The sequence below is a fragment of the Labilibaculum euxinicum genome, from assembly GCF_009795715.1.
Classification (GTDB): Bacteria; Bacteroidota; Bacteroidia; order Bacteroidales; family Marinifilaceae; genus Labilibaculum; species Labilibaculum euxinus.
Map to the genome: position 1 here is coordinate 188,305 of NZ_WTCR01000006.1, position 23,000 is coordinate 211,304.

The following is a 23,000-nucleotide window of genomic DNA, read 5'->3' on the forward strand; positions in this document are numbered from 1 at the left end:
ACAAAAACAATCTTTTTATTATTGATTACTTGTCTTGCATTGCAATGGATTTTTGAATGGATAAGAATAATTATTAACTTCATTTTTGCAATGAAAATGGAATATTCAAAGCTGAAATTTTATGGAAAATATGATAGAAACAAAGAGTCGTCAAGATTTATTGGTGACTAAAACACCGATATTGAACCAAGGGAATCCGGAAGAAAAAAGAAAAGAGATTCTCAACTATTTTAGAAAGACATGGGAATTGGATGAACTCCTATACGATTGCTTAAACGGACAAGAGGCATTTTTACACCGGGCTGATCCATTGCGCCATCCTCTGGCTTTTTATTTTGGACATACAGCCACCTTTTTCGTAAATAAATTGATATTGGCAGGAATCATCACCGATAGATTAAATCCAAAATTTGAATCGATGTTTGCTGTGGGAGTGGACGAAATGTCGTGGGATGATTTGAATGACAAACATTACGAATGGCCAACGATGCAGGAAACTCTGGCATATCGTAATGAAGCAAAGAAGATGATTGAGAAGCTGATTTTAGAGCTTCCGCTGAAAATTCCTATCAATTGGGAAAGTCAGTTTTGGGTAATAATGATGGGAATAGAGCATCAGCGAATTCATATCGAAACATCATCGGTACTGATTCGTCAGTTGCCCATCCATTTGATAAAACCCAATTTGCTGTTTAAGATTTGTAAGGAATGGGGAAATGCTCCGGTCAATGAATTGTTAAAAGTGAAATCGGGAAAGGTAAGAATAGGAAAAGGCAAGGACAATGCTTTGTATGGCTGGGACAATGAGTTTGGAGAATTCCAGTCTAAAATTAAATCATTTCATGCATCTAAGTTTTTGGTTTCGAATGAGGAGTTTAAGGGTTTTGTTGACGATGATGGATACAAAACAGAAAAATGGTGGACGGAAGAAGGCTGGGGCTGGGTGACTTATAAAAAATGTGAGCATCCTTTGTGGTGGCTGAAAGAAGGAAGTGTATGGAAGTTTCGTACCATGCTCGAGATGATTGAAATGCCTTGGAATTGGCCTGTTGAGGTAAATTATCTGGAAGCAAAGGCTTTCTGTAACTGGAAATCTGCGAAGACAGGCAAAACTTTGCGCCTGCCAACCGAGGCAGAGTATTATCGCTTACGAGATTCATTAAAAATAGCAGATCAACCTGAATGGGAAACGGCTCCCGGGAATATTAATTTGGAGCATTACGCTTCATCCTGTCCTGTGGATAAATTTGAAACCGATGGTTTTTATGATGTAATTGGGAATGTTTGGCAATGGACAGAGATGCCTATTTCAGGTTTGGATGGTTTTGAGATTCATCCGTTTTACGATGATTTTTCAACGCCAACTTTTGATGCCAAGCACAATCTGATTAAAGGTGGTTCCTGGATATCGACAGGAAATCTGGCCATTCGCGATTCCCGTTATGCTTTTCGGCGTCATTTTTTTCAACATGCTGGTTTTCGGTACATTGAATCAGATCAGGAGGTGCTAATTGAAACAGATTACTATGAAACGGATGGTTTAGTATCGCAATATTGTGAATTCCAGTATGGAAAGGAATATTTTGGTGTGAAAGATTATTCTAAAACTTGTCTTGCTTTTATCGAAGATCACTTAAAAAACCTGAAAAAAGGAAATGCATTGGATATAGGATGTGCAACGGGCAGAACGACTTTCGAGTTGGCAAAATATTTTGATAAGGTAACAGGTTTGGATTTTTCAGCTCGTTTCATTCGCATTGGAACTCAGTTGAAAGAAACTGGAAAACTAAAGTATATCCGACAGGAAGAAGGGAAGCTAACAAGTTATCAGGAAATTAAATTAGATGATTGCGGTTTGGATTCTGTTCGTGATAAAGTTGAATTTTTTCAGGCAGATGCCTGCAATTTAAAACCCATTTATACCGGATACGATTTGGTGTTTGCAGGCAATTTAATCGATAGACTGTACGATCCAATTCAATTTCTGCAAGAGATTCATTTGCGGATTAATGATGGTGGAATTTTGGTTATCACTTCGCCCTATACTTGGCTGGAAGAATTTACCGAGGCTGATAAATGGGTAGGAGGATACCGAAAAGATGGCGAACCTTTTACATCATTTGATGGTTTAAAGGACATTTTGAGGGAACATTTCGATTTGTTGGATGAGCCCAAGGATGTTCCTTTTGTAATTCGCGAAACGTCACGGAAATTTCAGCATACCATATCGCAGATGACGGTTTGGAGAAAGAAATAATTCATGAAAACAAAAGAACCGCATTACACAATTGCGGTTCTTTTTTGTTAGTTTCGGTTAAAATTGGAATGAAACACCAGCATTAAAACCAATCCATACAAACAATTTGTTTTTACTGCTTGTATGATCGTAGATCGTGTGGGGAATGTCTATTGTTCCATATTGTTCACCAACTTTCTTATTGGTTATGTAAGCATTAAGGGTAGGGCCGGCAAAGAGGGAACATTGAGGAGTAAAGTGAAAATGAAAATTGGTTTGCAATGTGTTTAAAAGATTTAATTCACTCCAGTCGTTATCGTATACCAATTGGTTTGATGTTGCTTCAATGGATAACTTGTATCTTTGACCAATGGGGAGTAAACTTCCAAATCCGGTGCCGTATTTAAAAAGATCTTTGCCCTTGTATCGATCAAATCCAACTGTAAATAGGGTATAGAAATGCTCAACACCCATTTTGTAGTTTAAATTAGCGTGAATAACATCATTGGTAGAAATTTCAAGCGCATAATAACCTCCTTTTACAATAGAGAAAAGGCCTATTGGTGTGCCGCTTTCAAGGCTGTCGACAAGATTAAAAACACCTATTTGACTTCCTTTTAGGATTTTTGCATAGTTGAAAGCTCCTATTTGCACACCATTTAATTTGTTTTTGGTGATGTTTGCCGTGGACAACTGAAACCCCTTGGCATTTTCTTTTGTGATATTGGCAACACCGGATATCATTACTCCATTTGAATTCCTGGAATTAATATTGCCTACACCAGAAAGCTGAAATCCTTTTGCATCATCAATTATCAAGTTAGCGACTCCGGCAATTATACAACCATCTGCTTTGTTTCTGATAACATTAGTAACTCCGGCAAGTTGAAATCCAGTTGTTTTTCCTTTGTTGTAATTCGCTAAGCCGCCAACTTCCATTTTATTTACACCACCATTAATCCCTATCAGTAAGTTAAAGGAATAATCGTTGATGTAGTTGATTGAATTTGTTCCATTGGTTCCGATAGGAGAAACAAAACCGACTTGATATTTTGTGTGGTTTTGGGCAATAGCCGGGCTTACTAAGCTCAGTATCATGCATGCTAGTACAATTTTTACTTTTGTCATTTCTATAAATTTGATTTTATGATCTTATAGAAGGAGGACAATTGTAGTGGGAGATACCCCTATTTACAATTTCAAAAAATTGATCCTGGGAAAGAAAATAAGAAGAATGCAGAAGTGCATCCATATTTTTTCATGTTCTTTGTGTTGAATCAGATTATAAATATTTAGAATCTAAGGCCGAATTGCCAGCCAAGCCAATATTGATTTTTAAGTGTTGCAACAGCTTTATCCAGATAATAATTTCCAAAATACATGGTGTTTTTACTGGAGAAATTAATTTTTGAAATCTGATTTTGTTCTTTATCCGGACTACAGAAATTGTAAGATGGACCAGTACTAAGGGTGATGTTTTTATTCAGTTTAATTGTAAGACCCAGCTGAGCCCGGTACAGATCACCGGCAAAAACATCGTAGTCTGAATCAGTGTTAAAAAGGGAAGAACCAGACACATCCAGATTGACTGAAAATTTACGGTTGGGATTGCTTGTACAGCCAATACCATAAGCCGCGTTAAGATATTTACCCGCTCCAATTTTTAGAAAACTGTAAAGATTTTTGCCACCCGTTTTGTAGGCTGCATTAAAGTAGAACGACTCATCGGTTGAAAGTTCCCATTTGTGGTAGCCGTTTTTAATGATATTCACCAATCCAATCGGAAAACCATTTTCAATAGTATCGGCAAAATTGATGAGACCAATTTGTATGCCCCGCAATTTGTCGGTTTGATTGTAGATCCCAGATATTTGCACCCCATTGGTTGTCCCTCTCACCATATTAATTGCCCCCGAAATTTGAAGACCATCTACCGAGTTTGCCTGATTGTAGACACCACCAACCTGCAGATTAATTCGCTCACCACCATGCAGATTAATTCCTCCACTGATTTGTCCGTTCCAACCTCTGTAGGGGATGCTGTCCAATGATTTTGCCGCAGCAGAATTTATGGCTCCACTCATTTGAAGGCCTTTTATATCGCCTTTTACTCTGTTAATTACTCCAGCTAGTTGAACTCCATCCATGTTTCCCAGATTTGTATTGACAACACCGGAAGCCTGAACACCATGCACATCTTCACCCACTACGTTCGCAACGCCCGAAATTTGGACACCATTCATTTCCTGCCGGATGATATTGGCTACGCTTCCAATTTCGAACCCCTCAATATTTGCCGAATATCCGGCGATAATATTCATAGATAATTTGTTTGTAACCAGTCCATTTGTTAATTGATTGGTTCCCCAAGAGGGAATAAATGATACCTGAACAAATCGTACTTCTTTCACATTGAGGTTGTTGGAAATATAGAGTGCTTTGTTCGTCACCATCAGGTTGACAAAACCAATATCCTGTAACTCTTTATTGGTATAGGCCCAATTAATTGCTTTGGTTCTGGAATGTAAGTTTTGGGCAAAAGCAGGTTCTGTTTTAAAGATGCTTTGTGCCTGCCATGGTTTAAGAATAATATTTAGCTGCTGTTTTTTACCAGCCTGAACATAGACAATGGTGTCTTTGTATCCTTTGCAGCTAAAGTTAATAGCAGAATTTTGATTGCCTTCTAAGTGCAACAGGTATTTTCCGTTAGGATTGGTAATGAATGAAGCTTGCCGATTCACCTCATAAACAATTGCATTTTCGAGTGGATTTCCGTTTGAATTTGTAATCACACCAGATAAAACCCACATTGTACTGCTCAAACCAGACTTATTTTTCGATTGTAAGATAACATGCGAGCCGATCACTTTATAGGTCAATCTTCCTTTAAAGAGCTCATCTAATATTTCTTCGAGAGACTGATGCTTACCCTTAATCGAAATCATTTTACTTGGGTCGAGTAACATTGCATCGTAAGAGAAGTTAAAGCCTCCTAGTTTCTCTAGAATAAACATAGTAGTTTCGGTACTTTGATTTGTAACTTCCAGATTAATCTTCTTTTCCAGAAAGTTTTGAGCCTGTATCTTCATGGTGCAGAGAATACAGGCTATTGTTATTAATAGAATCAGGGCAATTTTATTCATTCTTTTCCGGGTATGATATTATAAACGTGTTTTCTTTTCTGCTGTAAGTTAAGTTAAATGTCTTTGAGATAACTTTAATCACATTTTCAGCATTTTCATCAATGAATGAAGAAGAGTAGTACAGATTGTTTATTTCAGGATTGTCTGATTTTATAGTGATTTGATAACAGGATTCAAGTACTTTGAATACTTCTTTTAAGGGTTTGTTTCTGAAAGACAATCTCTTATCAACCCAGAAAAAAGCCGAAGAATTGCTTGTCAATCTTATAATAGTATCTTGTTGGCTCGAAATTAAGCCTCCTTCGTTATTGGTTAAAATCATGTGCAAGGTATCGGTTTGAGTTTTATTTGGGCGGAAGAGTTCTACTTTACCGGAATTCACATCCACAAGAATATCTCCGTTTTCTTTCATCTTCACCTGAAAGCTTGTCCCCAATACCTTAACGCCGCCAATACCTGCATTAACAATAAATGGTCTGAGAGTGTCTCTTTTCACAGTAAAGAAAGCTTCACCTTGCAAATTTACAATGCGTTGCTTGGTTTTTGAGGTGTGGTAGCTAATGTGAGCGAACTTATTCAAATAAATTTTTGATCCATCAGGTAAACTATCCTGAATGGTAGATTGGCTGGTGTTGGTCAGTAAGAATTCTTCTGTTTGAGTATAATCATCGGAATACCAATTGAAAATACCAAAAAGAATAAGAATGAATGCCGCTGCAGAGCTGATTAAAGCAGTTCTAAATCGGGAAAACCGTTGAATAGACGGAGAGAGGTTTTTTTCATGCTGATCCAACCGGGAAGATAGCTTTGTCCACGCTGATTTTTTATTAACCGAAATTGGATGAGGATTTAATTTGCCGCTTTCCAGCCAAATTTGTTCCAATTGATCTAAATGTCTGCGGTTTTCGTCCTTTTCTTCCAGCCAACGAATAACCATGTTTTGCTCTTCCTTGTTGGTTTCACCCAAAAGGAATTTGGCAAGGAATGTATCATTAATATGTAGGTTATCGTTTTTCATGCACAATTAATTTCTCTTAATCGGGTATTGCTTTTATTTGGTGTATTGTTCTTTATAAGTATGACAATTGTAATTGTGTTTAACCCTATTCACCGTTAAAAAAATGATGGAAGAATAGAAGCAGCAACGGGAGATAGTCTGCCAATTCCTTTCGCAAAAATTGCAGGGCTTTTCCCATTTGATTTTCTACTGTTTTAACAGATATCCCCAATTTATCAGCTATTTCTTTGTATTTGAATTGCTCATATCTGCTTAGAATAAATATTTTCCTTCGTTGTTCCGGTAACAGATCAATACTGCTTCTGATTTTAAGTTCCAATTCGGAAGCATTCATCGGATCATTTTCCAGACGTTCGGAATATTCGATTTCTTGTCGGTTATGTTCTTTGTATTTTTCCCGGATATTGATGTGTTTAATCAGATTTAGACTAGAGTTTCGAACGGCACGGTATAAATAGGATTCCATTGAACTTTCAATGTGAATATCGTGTCGGTGAATCCATAGTTTGAAAAAAACTTCCTGAACAACTTCTTCGGATCCTTCTTCTTCTTTCAGAAAATTATAGGCATAAGAACACAAACGACTGTAATGGGCGTTAAACAAAGTTTCGAAATCTATTCTGTTAATACATTCCGATCGTATTGTTTCTTCTGTAGTCAATGTTAAGCTAGTTAAGAGCAACAAAGGTAAATGTTTTTTTTATGATGTAAATTAATTAAAGCTCTGATATATAAATAGAATGCCACGCAAGGAACGTTTTTTGCGATTCTTGCGTGGTGTTTATTTGTTTTAGTCTGTTTTATTTAGCCTTAGAAGTAAAGTATATACTGCAAACTAGGCAATAAAGACAGTTGTTCACCATCTTCTATTTTATGAGTTGCTTCATTATATCTTTCCAATATTTTGGCCTTATTATTACTTGCATTTTTAATATCAAATTTGAATTCATGCTGGGTTTTTTTGCGGTTTAGTTTGTAGGAGAACGAAACATCCAGAATAAAAAGATCATCTCCTTGTTTGCTGAATTCACTATTGGCGAGATATACCGTTTCTCCAGCCTTCTGGCTTTTCATCAAATCTACAGGTGTATAATATTGTCCTCCTCTGAATGTTATTTTTCCATTTAAACCAATTCTGTTCTGATCATTTTGTCCAACTTTATACTCTTTTCCAATAAGCAGATTGGTCGCATAATTTCCATTGTATCTTGAATTGCGTTCAATACCATCTAAGGCTGTAAATTTTGATTCGTATAAAGATCCGGTAAGCAAATAGTAAAAATTGTTATGGAAGAATCGTTCCAGACTTAACTCCAAACCGTAGTTTTTACCAGTACCTTCGTTTACAAAATCAAAATTGGCCAAACCCTCTTTTATATCCTGAAGTACTATTTTACTGTTTGGGTCGTTTTCAACAGCTACGTCATATAAATCCTGATAATAGGCCTCTGCTTTTAAATGCAGGTTGTAGTTCAGCTGATTGTTATAGCCAAGTACATAGTGTATGGCTTTGCTCATTTTTAAATTTTTGTTTGGCGTGTAGGTATTGTTTTCATTATCATGCAATTGAACGAAATAGGTGGACAGACTCTCTGTTTTGCTATGCATACCAAAGCCAAAGGAAAATGATTGGTTGGATAAAAACTGATACTTCAATCCAACTCTTGGTTCAATGGTGTAATCATTATTCAATTTAAAATAACTTGCATGCACTCCGCTTACTACAGTGAAGTCTGATGTAATTCTGTATTTCCAGTTCACAAAGGATTGGAATAAATGAGACTTACCTTCGGAATTTACATCTGTTGTAAATGCTCCGGTATTTTTAAAGTCGTTAACACTCTTGATGTCAAAACCCAAACGGGTGTATTCAATTCCGGCCTTTACACTGTTTTTAGCATTTAGTTTTGTGTTGAATGTGCTGACATATTTAAAGTAATTGTGTTGATATTTTTCATTTAAGGCAACAAACATAGTATTGTCATCACCTAAGATTCTTGATTCATTTTGAGTATTGGTTGCTGAGTAGGCTAAAGTGTTTTTCAGGTACGATTTTTTACCAATGGGCAAAAGGTTTGATATTCCAATTACAGTAAGATCTGAATTGACATTGTATTCCCCAAGAGTAATCGTTTCCTCATCATTCTCTTCCTTAGCCAGGATGTTGCTTTTTCCCAAAAGACCAAATAGAGTGAATTTACCAGCTTTTTGGGTAGGGAGTACAATTTTAAACGATCCATCCTGATATTTGGGAACACCATCGAAATCTACCAATCCGATATTATCCAACAGTTCAAGTGAAGAATAGCGATAGTTGGCTAAATAAGAGCCGGAGTAATTCTTTTTTAGAGGACCTTCAACAGTAAAATCGATACCATAAGTGCTAAATCCAAAGGCCTGTTCGTGTTTGGCGTTATTACCCGAACGTAAATTAATATCGAATATTCCGGAATAGGCATTTCCGTATTCTGCAGTGAAGGCACCCGTGAAGAAATCGGAATTGCTCAGCATGCTGCTGTTTAGAGCATTAATTGCACCTCCGGTTGATCCTTCGTCGGCAAAATGATTTGGATTTGGTATTTCTATTCCTTCCATTCGCCATTGAATTCCCTTGGGAGAGTTGCCTCGTACAATAATTTCATTTGAGCCCTCACCGTCGCCCGAAACACCGGCATAACCTGATACCATACGGGCAGGGTCGTTCAAAGATCCCGAATACCTGCTGGTTTCTTCAACGGTGAAAGCCTGACCACTTACAGTAGCCATTTTATTCAAAGTTTCGTGTTTGGCTGTTTTCGGATGAACTGTTACCTCTTCGATATGTATAAGCGATTCGATTAATTCAATTTTCAGAACAACTTCTTTAGCTGAACCTATTTCAATATTTGCGATGGTTTTTGCTTCGTAGCCTAAACAGCTAATGTGTATGGAAATTCGGCCAATAGGGACCTGCTTTAAAATGAAATTGCCATCCATGTCACTCGCCGTTCCCTTAAATGGATCGGAATTTAGAATCACAATATTAGCTCCAATAAGTCCTTGTTTGGTTTCATGATCGATGATGGTTCCCCGAATGGTTTGGGAGTACAGTTTACTATTTGATTGTGCTTTGGATTCCTGATTCCATGGAAGAATCAACAGTAACATTAACAGGTAATTTCTTACTTTCATGATTTTTATTTCGCATTATTATTCTTAAAATCATCAGGAAGACAATTGAAGAAAGAAATACCCCTACTGCGAAACGGAAAAAATGATTTTAATGACACCCTTCTTTTTTTTATTGGTAATGTAGCCACGGTTTAATAGAATAAGATAAAGTAGTCTTTTTATGTTATAAAGTAGGTTTAAATTTTTCGATATAAATGTTTTGTTAGCTAGTTTCTGTTTTGTAGATTCGGGAATTGAAACAGGTAAAAGATCTATTTCAGATAAATACGAAACGAAAATTACAATTTTATGAATTTAAAATTTTACCAGCAAAAAGGATTTAAAGCAACACTTTGTGCTGCCATTATTCTTATTGCAATACCTATTGTGACCGATGTATACAAAGAGTCTTTCGTATCAGAAACCGGGCATTTTAAAATAATGGGTGGTTTAAGTATTATTCTGGCCATTGGCTTGCTTGCAAAATGGAAATTTGTTCGGCACATTGCAGGAATTCTAACAGGATTTATTTTGTTTGCCACAATATTCATGGCTTTTGCAATGGGCCTGAATTACGCTATGGCATATACAGCATTATTCATCACACTGATTGTACTTTTGGTTTTGCTGAACTCAAAATCGGTTACTGTTTATATGAATTCAAAGTAAGTTTTATCTAAGAAATAGTATCTATCAAAAAGAAAAATCTTAAACCAATATGAATAAAACAAAACAAAACTTTCAGCAGTACCAACGCAGCAGTATCCTTATTCATGCTGCCTTATTAACTGGTCAGGTGTTTTTCGCATCCTTTGCCGTTTTTATCAATCAAACACAAGGAGCAGTTGTGGCCGGCGATGAAGTGCTGCGCACTATGTTCATGATTATGATACCCTTGTTTTTTCTTGTGACCTACAGTGTTGGCAACTTAGTTTCAAACAAAAAATTAAAGCTGGCAAAAGAGGAGACTGAATTAAAAACTAAAATGGAATCTTATCGGGCAATCAACATTATCAAATATGCGATGCTCGAAGGAATGGCTTTCTTCGCCATTATTACCTATTTACTCACCGGCGAATTGCTTTTGCTGGGTTTTGCCGTTATGATTATGCTGCTGTTCGCAACTTATTACCCAACTAAAGAGAAATTGATGCGGGAATTGGAATTAAATCGCGCAGAGCAAGCCATATTAGATGATCCTGCTGCAATTGTTGCTGAGGTAGTTCAGCGTTAAAACCTCAAGCATATCTTTGAAATGGAATAGGTTTTCTCAGTTGGGTAATAATTACAGTAAATTTTAGAAAAAAAGATATTCGAAAAATGTAACTAATAGTTATGCTTGCCAACTAACTATATGTACACAAACTATAAATATGGTGAATAAGGAAAATAAGTTTAATGATATTGTCACGGATAATGGCGAAAGAATTAGGCGGATTTGCAGCTATTACAGTCCCAATCACGAGGATAGGAAAGATATGTATCAGGATATTTTGGTTAATATCTGGAAAAGCCTTGATTCTTTTAGGGGTGACGCTTCAATCAACACTTGGATCTATCGGATTGCAGTAAATACTTCTTTGGGTTTTACCGGAAAAGCATTCAAACAAATGCAGATGATTGTAGATGTCGATACTGAAAATCTTTCTCTTCTGTTTGATGAAGGCACAAAGGAAAAGCTCGAGCAGGAAGCTCAGTTGAATCAACTGCAAATTGAGCTAAATCAAATGTCGGTAATCGATAAATCACTGATGTCGCTCATGCTCGAAGGTCTTTCGATGCGGGAAATTGCTGATGTTATTGGCATTACCGAGCCCAATGTAAAAGTGAAGATTCATAGAATTAAAGAGCAGTTAAAATCTAAATTATCAGGAGGCAAGCATGAATAACAGTAAGATTTCACAGGATACAAACGGTATGGGATCGTTTATCGATAAATTAAAAAGGGAAGATAATAATCTTCAGAAAATCTTTAAGATTTTAAAAATAACATACATCGTTCTTTTGATTATTTACATTCCAATCTTCTATTTTGAAATAGAAAAGGGAGGACTTTTTCAAGTTGTTAAGGTCGTATTTATTGCCTTGGGTTTCTCTACATTTTTGTTTGTTTTTGCCTATGCGCAAAAGAAGATAAAAAAAATATCGTACGCCGAACCAACTTTGATCTTATTAAAGAAAACAGAAAAAAGATATAGACCATTCCATCTCTTGGATTTAGCTAGTATTCCCGCATTTATTTTCTTAGTCATAGGTCTAGGTCTTAGCAAAAAAACATTTTTAGCAACTAAGGAGTTCTTTAGTTCAGATCTAAATTTGTGTGCTTATTTGATAGAAGCAAGGCAGTTTCTGTTTAGTGGAGAGCATTGGTTTAAAATGCTTGCTAAAACTGTAAATGAATTTCCAATGATAATTGTATTTATGGTAACAGGAATGTTAATATTTATATTTGTAATATCGTTTTTAGCTGGGTATCTCCTTTGGGTATCAAAGTATAAGCCTATTCGTGATAATGCTCTCGAGCTTATAAAAGAAATAGAAAACTAACAGCATATCGAATAGCACCAAACCATCTTGTATGTTCTTGTAAGATGGTTTTTCATTGCCGGATTAGTGTCATTTTCCCAAAAACATTCGAAACCACCAAAAGGGGACCATTTTCCGATTCAAGTGTAAATTCACTGGTAAACAAATTACTCTGATACCGCAGTAGATTGCAATTTTTCAGGTACTCAGCGTTATGATATAATTTTACAAATTGATGGGAATCTTTGCGTCCGGTCTTGTCTCCCGAAATGTATTTCATCGTTATTGAATGATCCGAATCCGACCAGGAAAAAGAGCAGATATCATTTGTTTCTGTATTTCGCCAATCACCATTCATTATAATGTTCATCATTTCTGTTGAGTTCATAGCTGTTTGTTTTAAGATTTTGGGTTACTAAAAGTTACGAAATCTTCAGGGATTTACATCAAAACATTTTTTAGCACGAATGAGGAAAGTTGAATAGTGAAAAAAAAAGCGCAACTCAAATTGCGCCTTTTTCTATTAATTTTCCGGTTTCCAACTCTCCAATTTTATTAAATCGGGAAAGGCTTTGGGTTTATAGATTGATTTTCCTTCAAAAACCCGCAAACACTCCTGAATTCCCTCACTAATACTTGGGTGTGGATGAACGTTTTGCCGAATGTCTTTCAAAGTTCCTTTTTGTGTAATCTGGTATGCAATGGATGTGATTAGGGTAGAAGCCTGCGGCCCAGCAGCACGCATACCCAATATTCGATCCTTACCATCATCGCTTACAATAATTTTCACAAATCCATCGGTAGCGCGCATGGCAATCGCACGGTTTACCAATGAGTTTGAATAGGTTGCAACTTTGTACGAAATACCACATTTTCGGCAGGCTTTCTCATTCAAACCGACAGCCGCAACTTCAGGTTTAAAGAACATTAAGGTCGACATATTTGAGTAGTCCAACGGATATTCTGAATTGCCATACAAAGCTTCAACAATATATCTGCCCTGCAGCTCGGCAACCGAATACAATTGTGCATGCCCCGATACATCACCTGCAGCAAAAATGTTGCACGATTGAAAATTGTCTGTGGCACAAACTTCATTAATATCAAGATAACCACGATTTGTAGTGTTGATTCCAACATTTTCCAGTCCAATATTATTCAGGTTCGGCATTCTTCCAATAGCTACAATAGCCACATCTACCTCTATTACAGTCGAATGTCCATCTTGATAATCCAGTACAACTTCTAAAAAATCCGGACGTTTTCGAATCGTTCTTAAGTTGGCTGTATGGTGTATAATTACACCATTGCTTTCTAAATTTTTCCCAACAAAACTACTCAAATCATCATCTTCATAAGGAATTACCTTATGCTGTCGGTCCAATAAGTGAACTTCCGTCTGGTTGTAATTGGAAAAAATAGTGGCATATTCACAACCAATAATTCCCGAGCCAATAATAATCATTCGTTCCGGAAATTCTTTTAAATCCATTATGCCTTCCGAGTCAATAATTCGCTCATTATCAATCTCAACATCTGGCATTGGTCTGGGGCGGGAACCTGTCGCAATAATAAAATTATCGCCTTTAATCTGCTCTATTTTGTCATTGGAAATTACCTCAACCGTATGTGAATCTATAAATTTTCCCCAGCCGTATTTTAAGGTAATATTTCCGTAAGTCTCCGAAGGTTTCGAGTAAGTCTCAATTTGCGACAGCATTTGCAGCTGTTTTTGCTTCGCAGCCTGTATAATGGTTTGCTGAACCTTTTTGTAGTCAACATTTAAACCCGATGCACGATAACCTCTCATTACCGACGACGCTATTGAAAAATCTCTCGATAATTCCCACATTGCCTTTGAAGTTAAAGCACCATTCATAATACCGGCACCTCCTAAATGACTTGCCTCGATGATACAAACCGATTTTTTAAAATCGATGGCACGCATTGCTGCCGAGAAACCTGCCGGTCCACTTCCCAAGACAACAAGGTCGTATTTTTCTATATCCATAAAAACTATTATTTATTGTTCTAATTCGCTGAATTGCAGGCGTGTTATGCTTAGGTAAAATATATTCGTAAAAGGAAGAATTACAGCCATTTTTGTGCTTCCCGCGAAATCAGGTAGAAAGATATAAATAAAAGTGCAAACCCATAAACTTTTATATGTTTTACGGATGAAAAAGTCTTTTTCTTTTGTTTGGGTGTGTCCCTTCGGGGCGGGCTATTCGCTAAATCTTTTTTTCGTTCCTCAAAAAAGGATACCGCTGCTATCCCTCACACAATCCTGTTTGTTTAGAGTCACAAGTAACAAAAATTCAAGTGTAAAGGAATAAATTTTTAAGGTAAAAAGTATTCAAATAACATATAATAATCCTTTAATTTTTAAGGAGTTGTTAGTAATTCAATTCTCCATTTTTCAACTTCTGATAAGTATGTTTATACAAAATTTTGTGCAGTAAAAGTCCTTCCTGTAAGTTTTCGTCACTCATCTCGTTTTCATACTCAATAAAATTTGCTGTTTCAAGTAAGTATGCATCATCTCTAAGGTTTTGGTATTCCTGTTCAATTAAATGTATGTCAGCAAATATAAGATAGGGCAGACGACTTAATACTGCCTTTCTCTGATCGTTATATTCATCCAAATCCTTGGCTTTGCTATCCGCAAAATAGAATTCCTGCAAACTATCAACAAACGAATCATCACAACTTTTCATCAGAATAACACGATCTTTTCTTAATCGGAAAAGTTCTGCCGGATCTTCTTCAGGAGCTAAATTTTCTTCTTTTTCAATTCCTCTGGTAATAAACAGATAGGAGAGATGAGCCAGTCCAATATTTTGTTCTTCATCGTCAATCAAATCAAAATGAAGCATCATTATAATTGCCTTTCCCAATTGGGAAATGGCAGTATCATCCCAAAGTAAGAAAGGATCTTTTTTAAGAATCAAATAAATGGCATTCAAGTCTTTATTACAAGCCCTTATTTTTCCGTTTTGCCCTTTCTCAATAGCTTGTAATATTAGCTTTCGAAGCTGTTCTTCTGAAGATGTCATGTTATGGGATATTTATTTTTTAGAGGATATAAAGGTAGCAATTATCCTTTTATCTATAGGGGATGAATATTTATTCTACAAAAAAAGAAGCCCAAACGGACTTCTTTTTATATGAGGGACAATGAAATGCAAATTATACAATTTCTATGTTTTTGTGATCTGTTATTTTCTCACAATAGTGGCATTTCAGGGTAATAGGAGAATTATTTATCACTTTAAAGCGAGTGGTCACAGCTTCTACATTTGTAATGCATTTTGGATTCATACATTTAGCAATACCAATAACTTTTTCAGGCGATTCTACAATTTTCTTTTCTGCAACTTTGTAATCACGAATGATATTTAGTTTTGCATGCGGAGCAATTAGTGAGATTTTATTGATTTCTTCATCTTCAAAAAACTTGTCGGAAATTTTGATGATGGCTTTCTTTCCCAATAGTTTACTTTCCAAATTGTTTCCAAAAGTCACTGAATTTTTACTTTTGTCCAATCCTAAAATTGTAATTACCTGAAAAAGATATTCAGCAGGAATGTGATCGATAACAGTTCCGTTTTCAATAGCGCTTACTTGCAATTCTTTCTTTGTGTTCATATGATGATGTGCTTTTATTCGTGAGTATGAATTTATAGATTAAGAGCTTTTGCGATGATTGCTTGTCGGGCATAAACACCATTTAAAGCTTGTTCAAAATAGTAGGCTTTTGGATTGGTGTCAACATCCACAGCTATTTCATTTACTCTTGGAAGCGGGTGAAGAATTCTCATGTTATCCTTCGTGTTGCTAAGCATATCATTCTTAAGGATGTACACATTCTTTACTTTTTCATATTCCAAAGGATCCGCAAAACGTTCTTTTTGAACACGGGTCATATACAAAATATCAGCATCGTTAATAATATCATTAAATTCGGTATGTTCGAAATATTTGATATTATTTTTTTCCATGAAAATTTTGTACCCGCGTGGAATTTCCAATTCGGGAGGAGCAATAAAATGGAAGGTAGGATTGAAGTGAGAAAGTGCCATTAACAGAGAATGAACAGTACGACCGTATTTAAGGTCACCAACCATAAAAATATTCAGGTTTTCAAGTGTTCCCTGTGTTTTCATGATGGAATAAAGATCGAGCATTGTTTGAGTTGGATGCTGGTTGGCACCATCGCCGGCGTTAATTATCGGAACATCAGATACTTCTGAAGCATAGCGTGCAGAACCTTCAATTGGGTGACGCATAACAATCAGGTCGCAATAGTTACTCACCATTTTAGTGGTATCCTTTAAAGTTTCCCCTTTAGTAACGCTTGATGACGAAGAATCGGTGAATCCAACAATTCTTCCACCCATGCGATTAATTGCAGTTTCGAAGCTTAAGCGAGTGCGGGTTGATGGCTCAAAAAACAATGAAGCAACAACTTTTCCCTCTAATAAGCTGCAGTTAGGATTTTTTTCGAACTCAGCAGCTCTTGCTAATACTTCCAGAATTTCTTCTTTTGTGTAGTCGTCGATCGATACTAAACTTTTGTTATCCATTGATTAAAAATTAAGTGTGTTTATAATATGATTGTTTTTTTTGCACAAAAAAAAACCAACAATTACTAAAATTGATAGTAATGTTGGGTTTTTTGATAAATATTCTTGAAAAGGATTATCCAAATAGCCAAATCGGGAATTAATCCTCAAATCGTGTTTGCTTCGAAATAAATAATGGAAAATGTGTAAGAAGGAGTAAAGGTCTTTACTTCTTTTGGTATTATTTGCAGTTCCAGATTGAATTAGTTGTATCTCCATTCTAGATTACAAATATAGGCATAAATTATTCTGAAAATCAAATCAGAAATCGATTAATTATTAACATTTTTTTTGATCGAAAAATAAGCAGGGAAATGCGTTTGCATAGAATGTTGATATCGAATTAACTAAATGGTTTTGACGAATTCTGTTTTCACACTATCAATTTTAGAAAATTTTTCGATGATCTTATCGACCTCGCTTTGGCGGATACTTAAAGTGATTCGGCAGGTTAGGTTGAAATCCTGCCCCAACTGTTCCGGTTGATCTTCTTTAATAATTTTCATTACATCATTCATAACCAGATAATCGAAATTAACATCGTAAATATCATTTACAGTCTTTTCAATAATTTCGGTATTGGCAATTGCATCGGCAGCAGCTGTTTTGTAAGCATGTATTAAACCACTTACGCCTAGTTTAGTTCCGCCAAAGTAACGAATAACTACGATGAGTATGTTGGTAATATCATTCGAGAGTATTTGTCCCAAAATGGGTTTCCCTGCTGTAGATGAAGGTTCGCCATCATCATTCGCCCTGTATTCAGATTTATCAGCGCCAAGCATATATGCATAGCAATGATGGCGGGCATCGTAGTATTCTTTTTTTAGATTGGCTATATACTCTTTAATCTCCTCTTCGTTGGTTACAGGGTAAGCATATGCAATGAATTTACTTCCCTTTTCTTTGTATAGTCCTTCGGATGCCGGATTGATTGTTTTGTAAGTATCGCTGCTCATTTTTTACTCAAAAATACTTGTTGAATTAATTTGTTAGGATAAAAATAGCAATAAATGCCAGCAGTATTCCCAATATATTTACTTTGTTCAGTTTTTCTCTGAAAATACTCAAGCCAATAATTACAGAACAAGCTACAATACCTATATTTACAATACTGAAAACCACTGAGCTATCGAATCCTGAATTGTTTAATGAAGCAATCAGGAAATAAAGAGAGCCAAAATTCACAAGCCCTAAAATACTCCCGCCAATTAATACTTTAGGCTGAAACAGGTCACGCAATTTATCTTTTCGGATAAGCAAAGTAATCACCCCTGCAACACTTGCAATCGCAAAAAGCAGTGTCGAAAACTCTTCTGTTCCACCAGAATTTAAGTATTCCTGTTGTGCATATTTAACTAGTGAATCAACAGTTCCGGCTCCAAAAAAAAGAAGTATTGGCAACCAAATATATCTTCGGTTTATCTTATCTCCTTGTTCTTTATAAATACTGAATAATACTGCACTAACTGCAATTATTATCCCAAAAATCTTTTTGCCGGTTATGATTTCCTGATAGTACATGATGGAAAAAAGAAGGGGGAGAACAAAGGACATTTTACTAGCTAGTGTAGTTACTGATATACCTGCTTTTTGCGTAGATCGGCCAATGATAAAGAATACGATGATAAAAAGAATACCAATTAATATGGATATGCTGAACCAATCTTGTAGAATAATTTTACTGAAATTGAATGTGGTATTTGTTAGGAAATATCCGCATAAAGAGGCAATTAGGTAGTTGATGATAATGGCGGGAAGAATATCAATTTTGAATTTTTCCAGATATTTAAAGGTGATAAATATTCCTGTGGAAGTAAGAATTGCAAATAATAGATTGAGCATAGACTTAATTTTTGCGCAAAGTAATGAAAAATACCTTACCTAAAATTAGAAAAGCAGATTCAAAATGAATCTGCTTTTAGGGTAGTAATATAATAATTAGTAATAAAATTACATTTTTAATTTCTTGTCAATTTCGTCAATTTGAGTTTTGAAACCTCTGTCAGTATCAATCAAATTGTTTACTGTTTTGCAGGCATGTAACACTGTAGCATGATCTTTTTTCCCAATTTGAGAGCCAATGGAAGCCAAAGAAGCTTTTGTTAGTGTTTTCGAGAAGTACATTGCTATTTGTCTGGCCTGTACAATTTCTCTTTTTCTTGTTTTTACCTGCAATACATCAATTGGCAATGAAAAATGGTCACACACTACTTTTTGAATGTAGTCAATGGAAAGCTCGCGCTTGGTATTTTTCACCAACCTGTCAATAATAGTAATGGCTAGTTCAAGATTAAGCTCTTTTTTATTTAAGGTAGACTGAGCTAATAACGAAATTAATGCTCCTTCCAGTTCTCTAACATTATTGGTTACATGACTTGCAATGTATTCAATCACTTCGTTATCAAGTACAATACCATCTTTATATGCTTTCTGATGTAAAATTCGAACTCTGGTTTCGTAATCAGGATTCTGAAGATCTGCCGAAAGTCCCCATTTAAATCTGGAAAGCAAACGATTCTCCATTCCCTTCAGCTCAATAGGAGCTTTATCAGAAGTAAGAATTAACTGCTTGCCCGATTGATGAAGGTGATTAAATATATGGAAAAATGTATTTTGCGTTTTTTCTTTCCCTGCTAACTCCTGAATATCATCTATAATTAAAACATCAATCATTTGATAAAAATGAAGAAAGTCATTCTTATTATTATTTCTGATTGCTTCAGTAAATTGTGTCTGGAATTTGTTTGCACTTACATACAATACTGTTTTATCCTGATACAATTCTTTTGTTTTTATTCCGATTGCCTGAGCAAGGTGGGTTTTTCCTAAACCGGAATCACCATACAATACCAACGGATTAAAAGCTGTACCTCCTGGATTTTCAGAAACAGCCACACCTGCTGATCTTGCCAGTCTATTGCAATCTCCTTCAATAAAGTTTGCAAATGAATAGTCCGGATTCAATTGCGAGTCGATATGTAATTTTTTAATTCCAGGAATAACAAACGGATTTCGAATGGTTAGTTCTTCCTTATCAGAAGGCATACTAACCGGACGATTTTTTGTGTTTGAGCCATTATTCCCGGGAACTACAACAGAAAAAGGTTTAGAATTTGCAATGTGATTATTTTCCATCACAACATTATATTCTAATTTAGCACTGTTGCCAATTTCTTTTCGCAGTGTTTTTCTTAGAATATCAATGTATTGCTCCTCCAAATATTCGTAGAAAAAATGGCTTGGTACTTGCAATGTCAGGATCTGGTTCTCCAAGTTTAATGGTACGATTGGTTCGAACCATGTTTTGTAACTTATTGGGGGCACGTTGTCCTTTATTACAGCCAAGCAATTATTCCAAACCTGGAGGTGATGATTATTCATTTCTGTGTCAGTGTTTTAAAAATGTAGGGTGTGCTAAATTTTGCTTATGCAAGATTGTCAAAAAAAAAATGAAAAAAAAATTATTTAGCTATTGACTTTTTAAAAACATTTATTACTCTATATAAAACAAGGGATACAGAATCGTAAAAAAAAAGAAATTATTTAAATTACAGTTAGTCAGCATGTTAAGCTTTGATTTTGTTTAACTTTCTGGTTGTTAGTCATTTCCGAATACGATACTTTAAGGTCTTTATTATACAATCTATAATCAATCCATTGTAAACATAACCGATCGCGTGTTAAATAAGCTATTAAACTGATCTTACAAGGTAGGGCTTCAGTTGTTTAAGACGTTTTGATTTACTATAATTTCAACCTTTAAATATAAATCAATTCTCAGGGCTTATCTTAATTACAAAGGCATCTGGAAAATCATCACGAATTTTTTTAAGTTGTCGGATAATATCCTTATAGTTTTGTGTTTCCCCAATTGTATATTTATACTTTCCGTTAAAATAGATTTCTTCAATCTTTCTGTGTCCTTTAAATACTGTGTCATCCAAAGGTATTTGAGAGGCAGAAGACATAATCTGAACCTTATAGTAAACGTGATTCTCTTTGTCTTTTTTCTTTTGAGATTTTTCAGAATCCATATAAACGGTTTTTCCAGTATCAAATAATGAAAAGTGCATATATTTTTTAGGATTGTTTTTTACATCAATCAGTAAATTGGTTAGACCGTTTGAAGCAGCTTCCAGATTTGTGTATAAAGTATCGTTATTAATTAATAAGCCCATAGAACCTTTTCCTGAATTTATTTTTTCAAGAATTTCATTGGTTTGTTTAAGGGTTGCTTTTGCATTATTTATGGTTTGAGCAATATCTGTAGCCGATAAGGAATCACTAATATTTGAAAAATTAGATAGAATTGTAGATACGTTTTTATTGTTGTCTTTTAAATTTCCTGTTATTGAATCTACATTTGCGAAAATATTTTCAAAATGACTTTTTTGTCCTGTCATTATAGTGTCAAGTGTTCCCGACGCATTTTCAAGTTTTTTAAAGGTTTGTTCGATACTACCAAAGCTTTTTCTTAAATTTTCACGTGTATTCTCATTAAATATATACTGTATTACTGTAAGCACCGAATCAACACCAGACATTAATTTTTCGGCCTTTTTCTTCAGCGGCAACATCTGCATGCTCACCTGTTCTTTTAAATCACCTTCAATACTTCCTTTAATTGTATCGCCTGTTTGAAGCAGAGTTTTCCCTTTGCCGGGTATAATTTTAATCTCCTTTGTGCCCATGATGTCTGCACTCTCAATACGAGCAACCGAATTAGCTGGAAGTTTAAATTGATTAGAGATGGCAAATTCAACCAGAAGATGATCTGCTGATGCGCTGCTAAATTTGATGGATTTAATTTGGCCTACTTTATAGCCCTTTAGTGTAACTGAGCTTGATTTTTTTAGCCCATCAACCCTTTCGTATCTTGCATAAAAAACTTGTTCGCTGGAAAATACATTAAATCCTTTCAGAAAGTTTACACCCCAAATTAAAATTACAATGGCTCCAATAACAACAAGTCCTATTTTTGCGTCTTTTGAAAATTTCATAATTCGGTATTTTAATTTCAGATTGAGTGGTTGTGGATAATTTTAATGGTAAAACTACTTATGTTTTTTGAAGTTTTTTTGCTTTTGACAGGGAAATACGTTCTCCATTGTAAAATACAACCACAAAACAGTCATTAATTACTTTTCTAATTTCCTTTTGGAGGATAACAATCTCTTTGTATTTGTCAGTGGAGCCAACGGTATATTTATAAACTCCATCGCTCATACGCTCTTTAATATTCTCAAGCTGATTGAAAGCTGCAGAATTTAATGGTATTTGTTTCGTAGAAGATTTTATCTGAATGCAATATTCGAGTTGCGGATTTGTTTCCGGTTCATTAATTACAGACGTTGCTATAGTTGTATCAATACGAACCAATTCTTCTTTCCTTTCCAAAACTACGCTCGATTCTTCAACTTTAGTTTTGTAATCGCGAAAAGCCCTGAAAATTGCACTGGCAAGATAATCCTGATTTTCAGAATGCTTCAGGTAATTGGCTTCGGTAGGATTCGAGACAAAACCAACTTCCACTAGTATAGATGGCATACTAACTTGCTTCAGAACCCAGAATCCGGCTTCACGAACACCTCTCGAGTGACGACCCACTCTTGTTTTAAATTGAAATTCGGTGAATTCTGCCAAATTAATACTGTTTTCCCTATTCATACCTTGTAATAGATTAAAGATGATATAGGAGGCCGGATTTTTTGGGTCGAATCCCTCATATTTTGTACTGTAATCATCTTCGTAGAGCATAACAGAATTTTCTTTCATCGCAACTTCTAAATTTTCTTTGGTTTTATGCAATCCTAATGTATAGGTTTCTGTGCCGCTAATGGAATGATTATCATTTGCATTTGCATGAATAGATATGAATAAATCTGCTTTGTTTTGGTTTGCAATTTCCGATCTTCTATTTAATGGAATAAAAACATCAGTTTTTCGCGTATAAATTACATTAACATTAGGGAAGTATTTTTCTATATAAGTGCCTAATTTAAGTGCGATACTTAGAACAACGTCCTTTTCGTTAATGATTTTGCTTATTGCACCAGGGTCTTTCCCCCCATGGCCAGCATCAATTACTACAGTATTGATCTTGGAATGACTGCTTTGCGACATTCCAACAAAAGGTTGTAGAACAATGGCGCATAGCAGTAATAAAACGACTGATGATCTTGTAATTAGACCACGATATATATATTCTGGAATAATGTTCATTAGAAAAATCTTCATAAAAGAACTTAAAAAATGTTTTTGAAGTTCGTTTCGATTAGGGAATATAGCACTTTTATTTG

20 protein-coding genes are annotated in these 23,000 nt (G+C 35.3%); 5 read left to right on the top strand and 15 right to left on the bottom strand.

Going from position 1 to position 23,000, the window contains the following annotated elements:
- Positions 1-121: 121 nt before the first annotated feature.
- The gene (gene ovoA / locus GQR60_RS09935; RefSeq protein WP_124992771.1) at positions 122-2,257 is read left to right on the top strand and encodes a 5-histidylcysteine sulfoxide synthase; all 2,136 of its coding nucleotides are present in this window, start codon (positions 122-124) and stop codon (positions 2,255-2,257) included.
- Positions 2,258-2,314: 57 nt separating this feature from the next.
- Here the strand turns inward: ovoA and GQR60_RS09940 are convergent, their stop codons facing one another.
- From GQR60_RS09940 to GQR60_RS09960, 5 genes are all read right to left on the bottom strand, one after another.
- On the bottom strand, positions 2,315-3,364 hold the full coding sequence (locus GQR60_RS09940) for an LA_2272 family surface repeat-containing protein (RefSeq protein ID WP_124992772.1): 1,050 nt from the start codon (positions 3,362-3,364) through the stop codon (positions 2,315-2,317).
- Between the two features lie 164 nt (positions 3,365-3,528).
- Positions 3,529-5,379 carry an STN and carboxypeptidase regulatory-like domain-containing protein gene (locus tag GQR60_RS09945; protein WP_124992773.1) on the bottom strand — a complete coding sequence of 617 codons (1,851 nt, stop codon included), beginning with the start codon at positions 5,377-5,379 and terminating at the stop codon, positions 3,529-3,531.
- Entirely contained in the window at positions 5,372-6,397 is a 1,026-nt protein-coding gene (locus GQR60_RS09950; protein WP_124992774.1) for a FecR family protein, read from the bottom strand. The genes GQR60_RS09945 and GQR60_RS09950 overlap by 8 nt, the downstream gene beginning before the upstream one ends.
- An 85-nt stretch (positions 6,398-6,482) precedes the next feature.
- Complete coding sequence (locus GQR60_RS09955; protein ID WP_225441384.1) at positions 6,483-7,058, bottom strand: RNA polymerase sigma-70 factor; 576 nt, start codon at positions 7,056-7,058, stop codon at positions 6,483-6,485.
- A 149-nt stretch (positions 7,059-7,207) separates the two neighbouring features.
- Positions 7,208-9,568: a TonB-dependent receptor gene (locus tag GQR60_RS09960; RefSeq protein WP_124992775.1), complete on the bottom strand. Its 2,361-nt coding sequence runs from the start codon at positions 9,566-9,568 to the stop codon at positions 7,208-7,210.
- A gap of 288 nt (positions 9,569-9,856) precedes the next feature.
- Between GQR60_RS09960 and GQR60_RS09965 the strand changes: the two genes are divergently transcribed.
- The 4 genes from GQR60_RS09965 to GQR60_RS09980 all read left to right on the top strand — a co-directional run bounded on the left by GQR60_RS09965 (position 9,857) and on the right by GQR60_RS09980 (position 12,094).
- Entirely contained in the window at positions 9,857-10,216 is a 360-nt protein-coding gene (locus tag GQR60_RS09965; RefSeq protein ID WP_124992776.1) for a hypothetical protein, read from the top strand.
- Between the two features lie 49 nt (positions 10,217-10,265).
- Positions 10,266-10,781, top strand: a complete 516-nt coding sequence (locus GQR60_RS09970; RefSeq protein ID WP_124992777.1) for a hypothetical protein — start codon at positions 10,266-10,268, stop codon at positions 10,779-10,781.
- A gap of 139 nt (positions 10,782-10,920) precedes the next feature.
- Positions 10,921-11,436, top strand: coding sequence for an RNA polymerase sigma factor (locus tag GQR60_RS09975; protein ID WP_124992778.1), 516 nt, complete (start codon positions 10,921-10,923; stop codon positions 11,434-11,436).
- Positions 11,429-12,094, top strand: a complete 666-nt coding sequence (locus tag GQR60_RS09980; protein ID WP_124992779.1) for a hypothetical protein — start codon at positions 11,429-11,431, stop codon at positions 12,092-12,094. The genes GQR60_RS09975 and GQR60_RS09980 overlap by 8 nt, the downstream gene beginning before the upstream one ends.
- 52 nt (positions 12,095-12,146) lie before the next feature.
- On the opposite strand, the gene GQR60_RS09985 is transcribed toward GQR60_RS09980, so the two are convergent.
- The 10 genes from GQR60_RS09985 to GQR60_RS10030 form a co-directional block, all read right to left on the bottom strand.
- On the bottom strand, positions 12,147-12,461 hold the full coding sequence (locus GQR60_RS09985) for a hypothetical protein (protein WP_124992780.1): 315 nt from the start codon (positions 12,459-12,461) through the stop codon (positions 12,147-12,149).
- Between the two features lie 135 nt (positions 12,462-12,596).
- Complete coding sequence (locus GQR60_RS09990; protein ID WP_124992781.1) at positions 12,597-14,084, bottom strand: dihydrolipoyl dehydrogenase family protein; 1,488 nt, start codon at positions 14,082-14,084, stop codon at positions 12,597-12,599.
- A 385-nt stretch (positions 14,085-14,469) separates the two neighbouring features.
- Positions 14,470-15,129, bottom strand: coding sequence for a hypothetical protein (locus GQR60_RS09995; protein WP_124992782.1), 660 nt, complete (start codon positions 15,127-15,129; stop codon positions 14,470-14,472).
- Positions 15,130-15,262: 133 nt separating this feature from the next.
- On the bottom strand, positions 15,263-15,721 hold the full coding sequence (gene pyrI, locus GQR60_RS10000; RefSeq protein WP_101307913.1) for an aspartate carbamoyltransferase regulatory subunit: 459 nt from the start codon (positions 15,719-15,721) through the stop codon (positions 15,263-15,265).
- Positions 15,722-15,753: 32 nt separating this feature from the next.
- Entirely contained in the window at positions 15,754-16,659 is a 906-nt protein-coding gene (gene pyrB, locus GQR60_RS10005; RefSeq protein WP_124992783.1) for an aspartate carbamoyltransferase, read from the bottom strand.
- 386 nt (positions 16,660-17,045) lie between these two features.
- Entirely contained in the window at positions 17,046-17,657 is a 612-nt protein-coding gene (locus tag GQR60_RS10010; RefSeq protein WP_124992784.1) for an IMPACT family protein, read from the bottom strand.
- Positions 17,658-17,682: 25 nt separating this feature from the next.
- A complete protein-coding gene (locus GQR60_RS10015; RefSeq protein ID WP_124992785.1) occupies positions 17,683-18,543 on the bottom strand; it encodes an EamA family transporter in 861 nt (286 codons plus the stop codon).
- Between the two features lie 108 nt (positions 18,544-18,651).
- On the bottom strand, positions 18,652-20,082 hold the full coding sequence (gene dnaA, locus GQR60_RS10020) for a chromosomal replication initiator protein DnaA (protein ID WP_124992786.1): 1,431 nt from the start codon (positions 20,080-20,082) through the stop codon (positions 18,652-18,654).
- A gap of 389 nt (positions 20,083-20,471) precedes the next feature.
- A complete protein-coding gene (locus tag GQR60_RS10025) occupies positions 20,472-21,701 on the bottom strand; it encodes an MlaD family protein (protein WP_124992787.1) in 1,230 nt (409 codons plus the stop codon).
- Between the two features lie 58 nt (positions 21,702-21,759).
- Positions 21,760-22,938, bottom strand: coding sequence for an N-acetylmuramoyl-L-alanine amidase family protein (locus GQR60_RS10030; RefSeq protein WP_124992788.1), 1,179 nt, complete (start codon positions 22,936-22,938; stop codon positions 21,760-21,762).
- Positions 22,939-23,000: the final 62 nt, after the last annotated feature.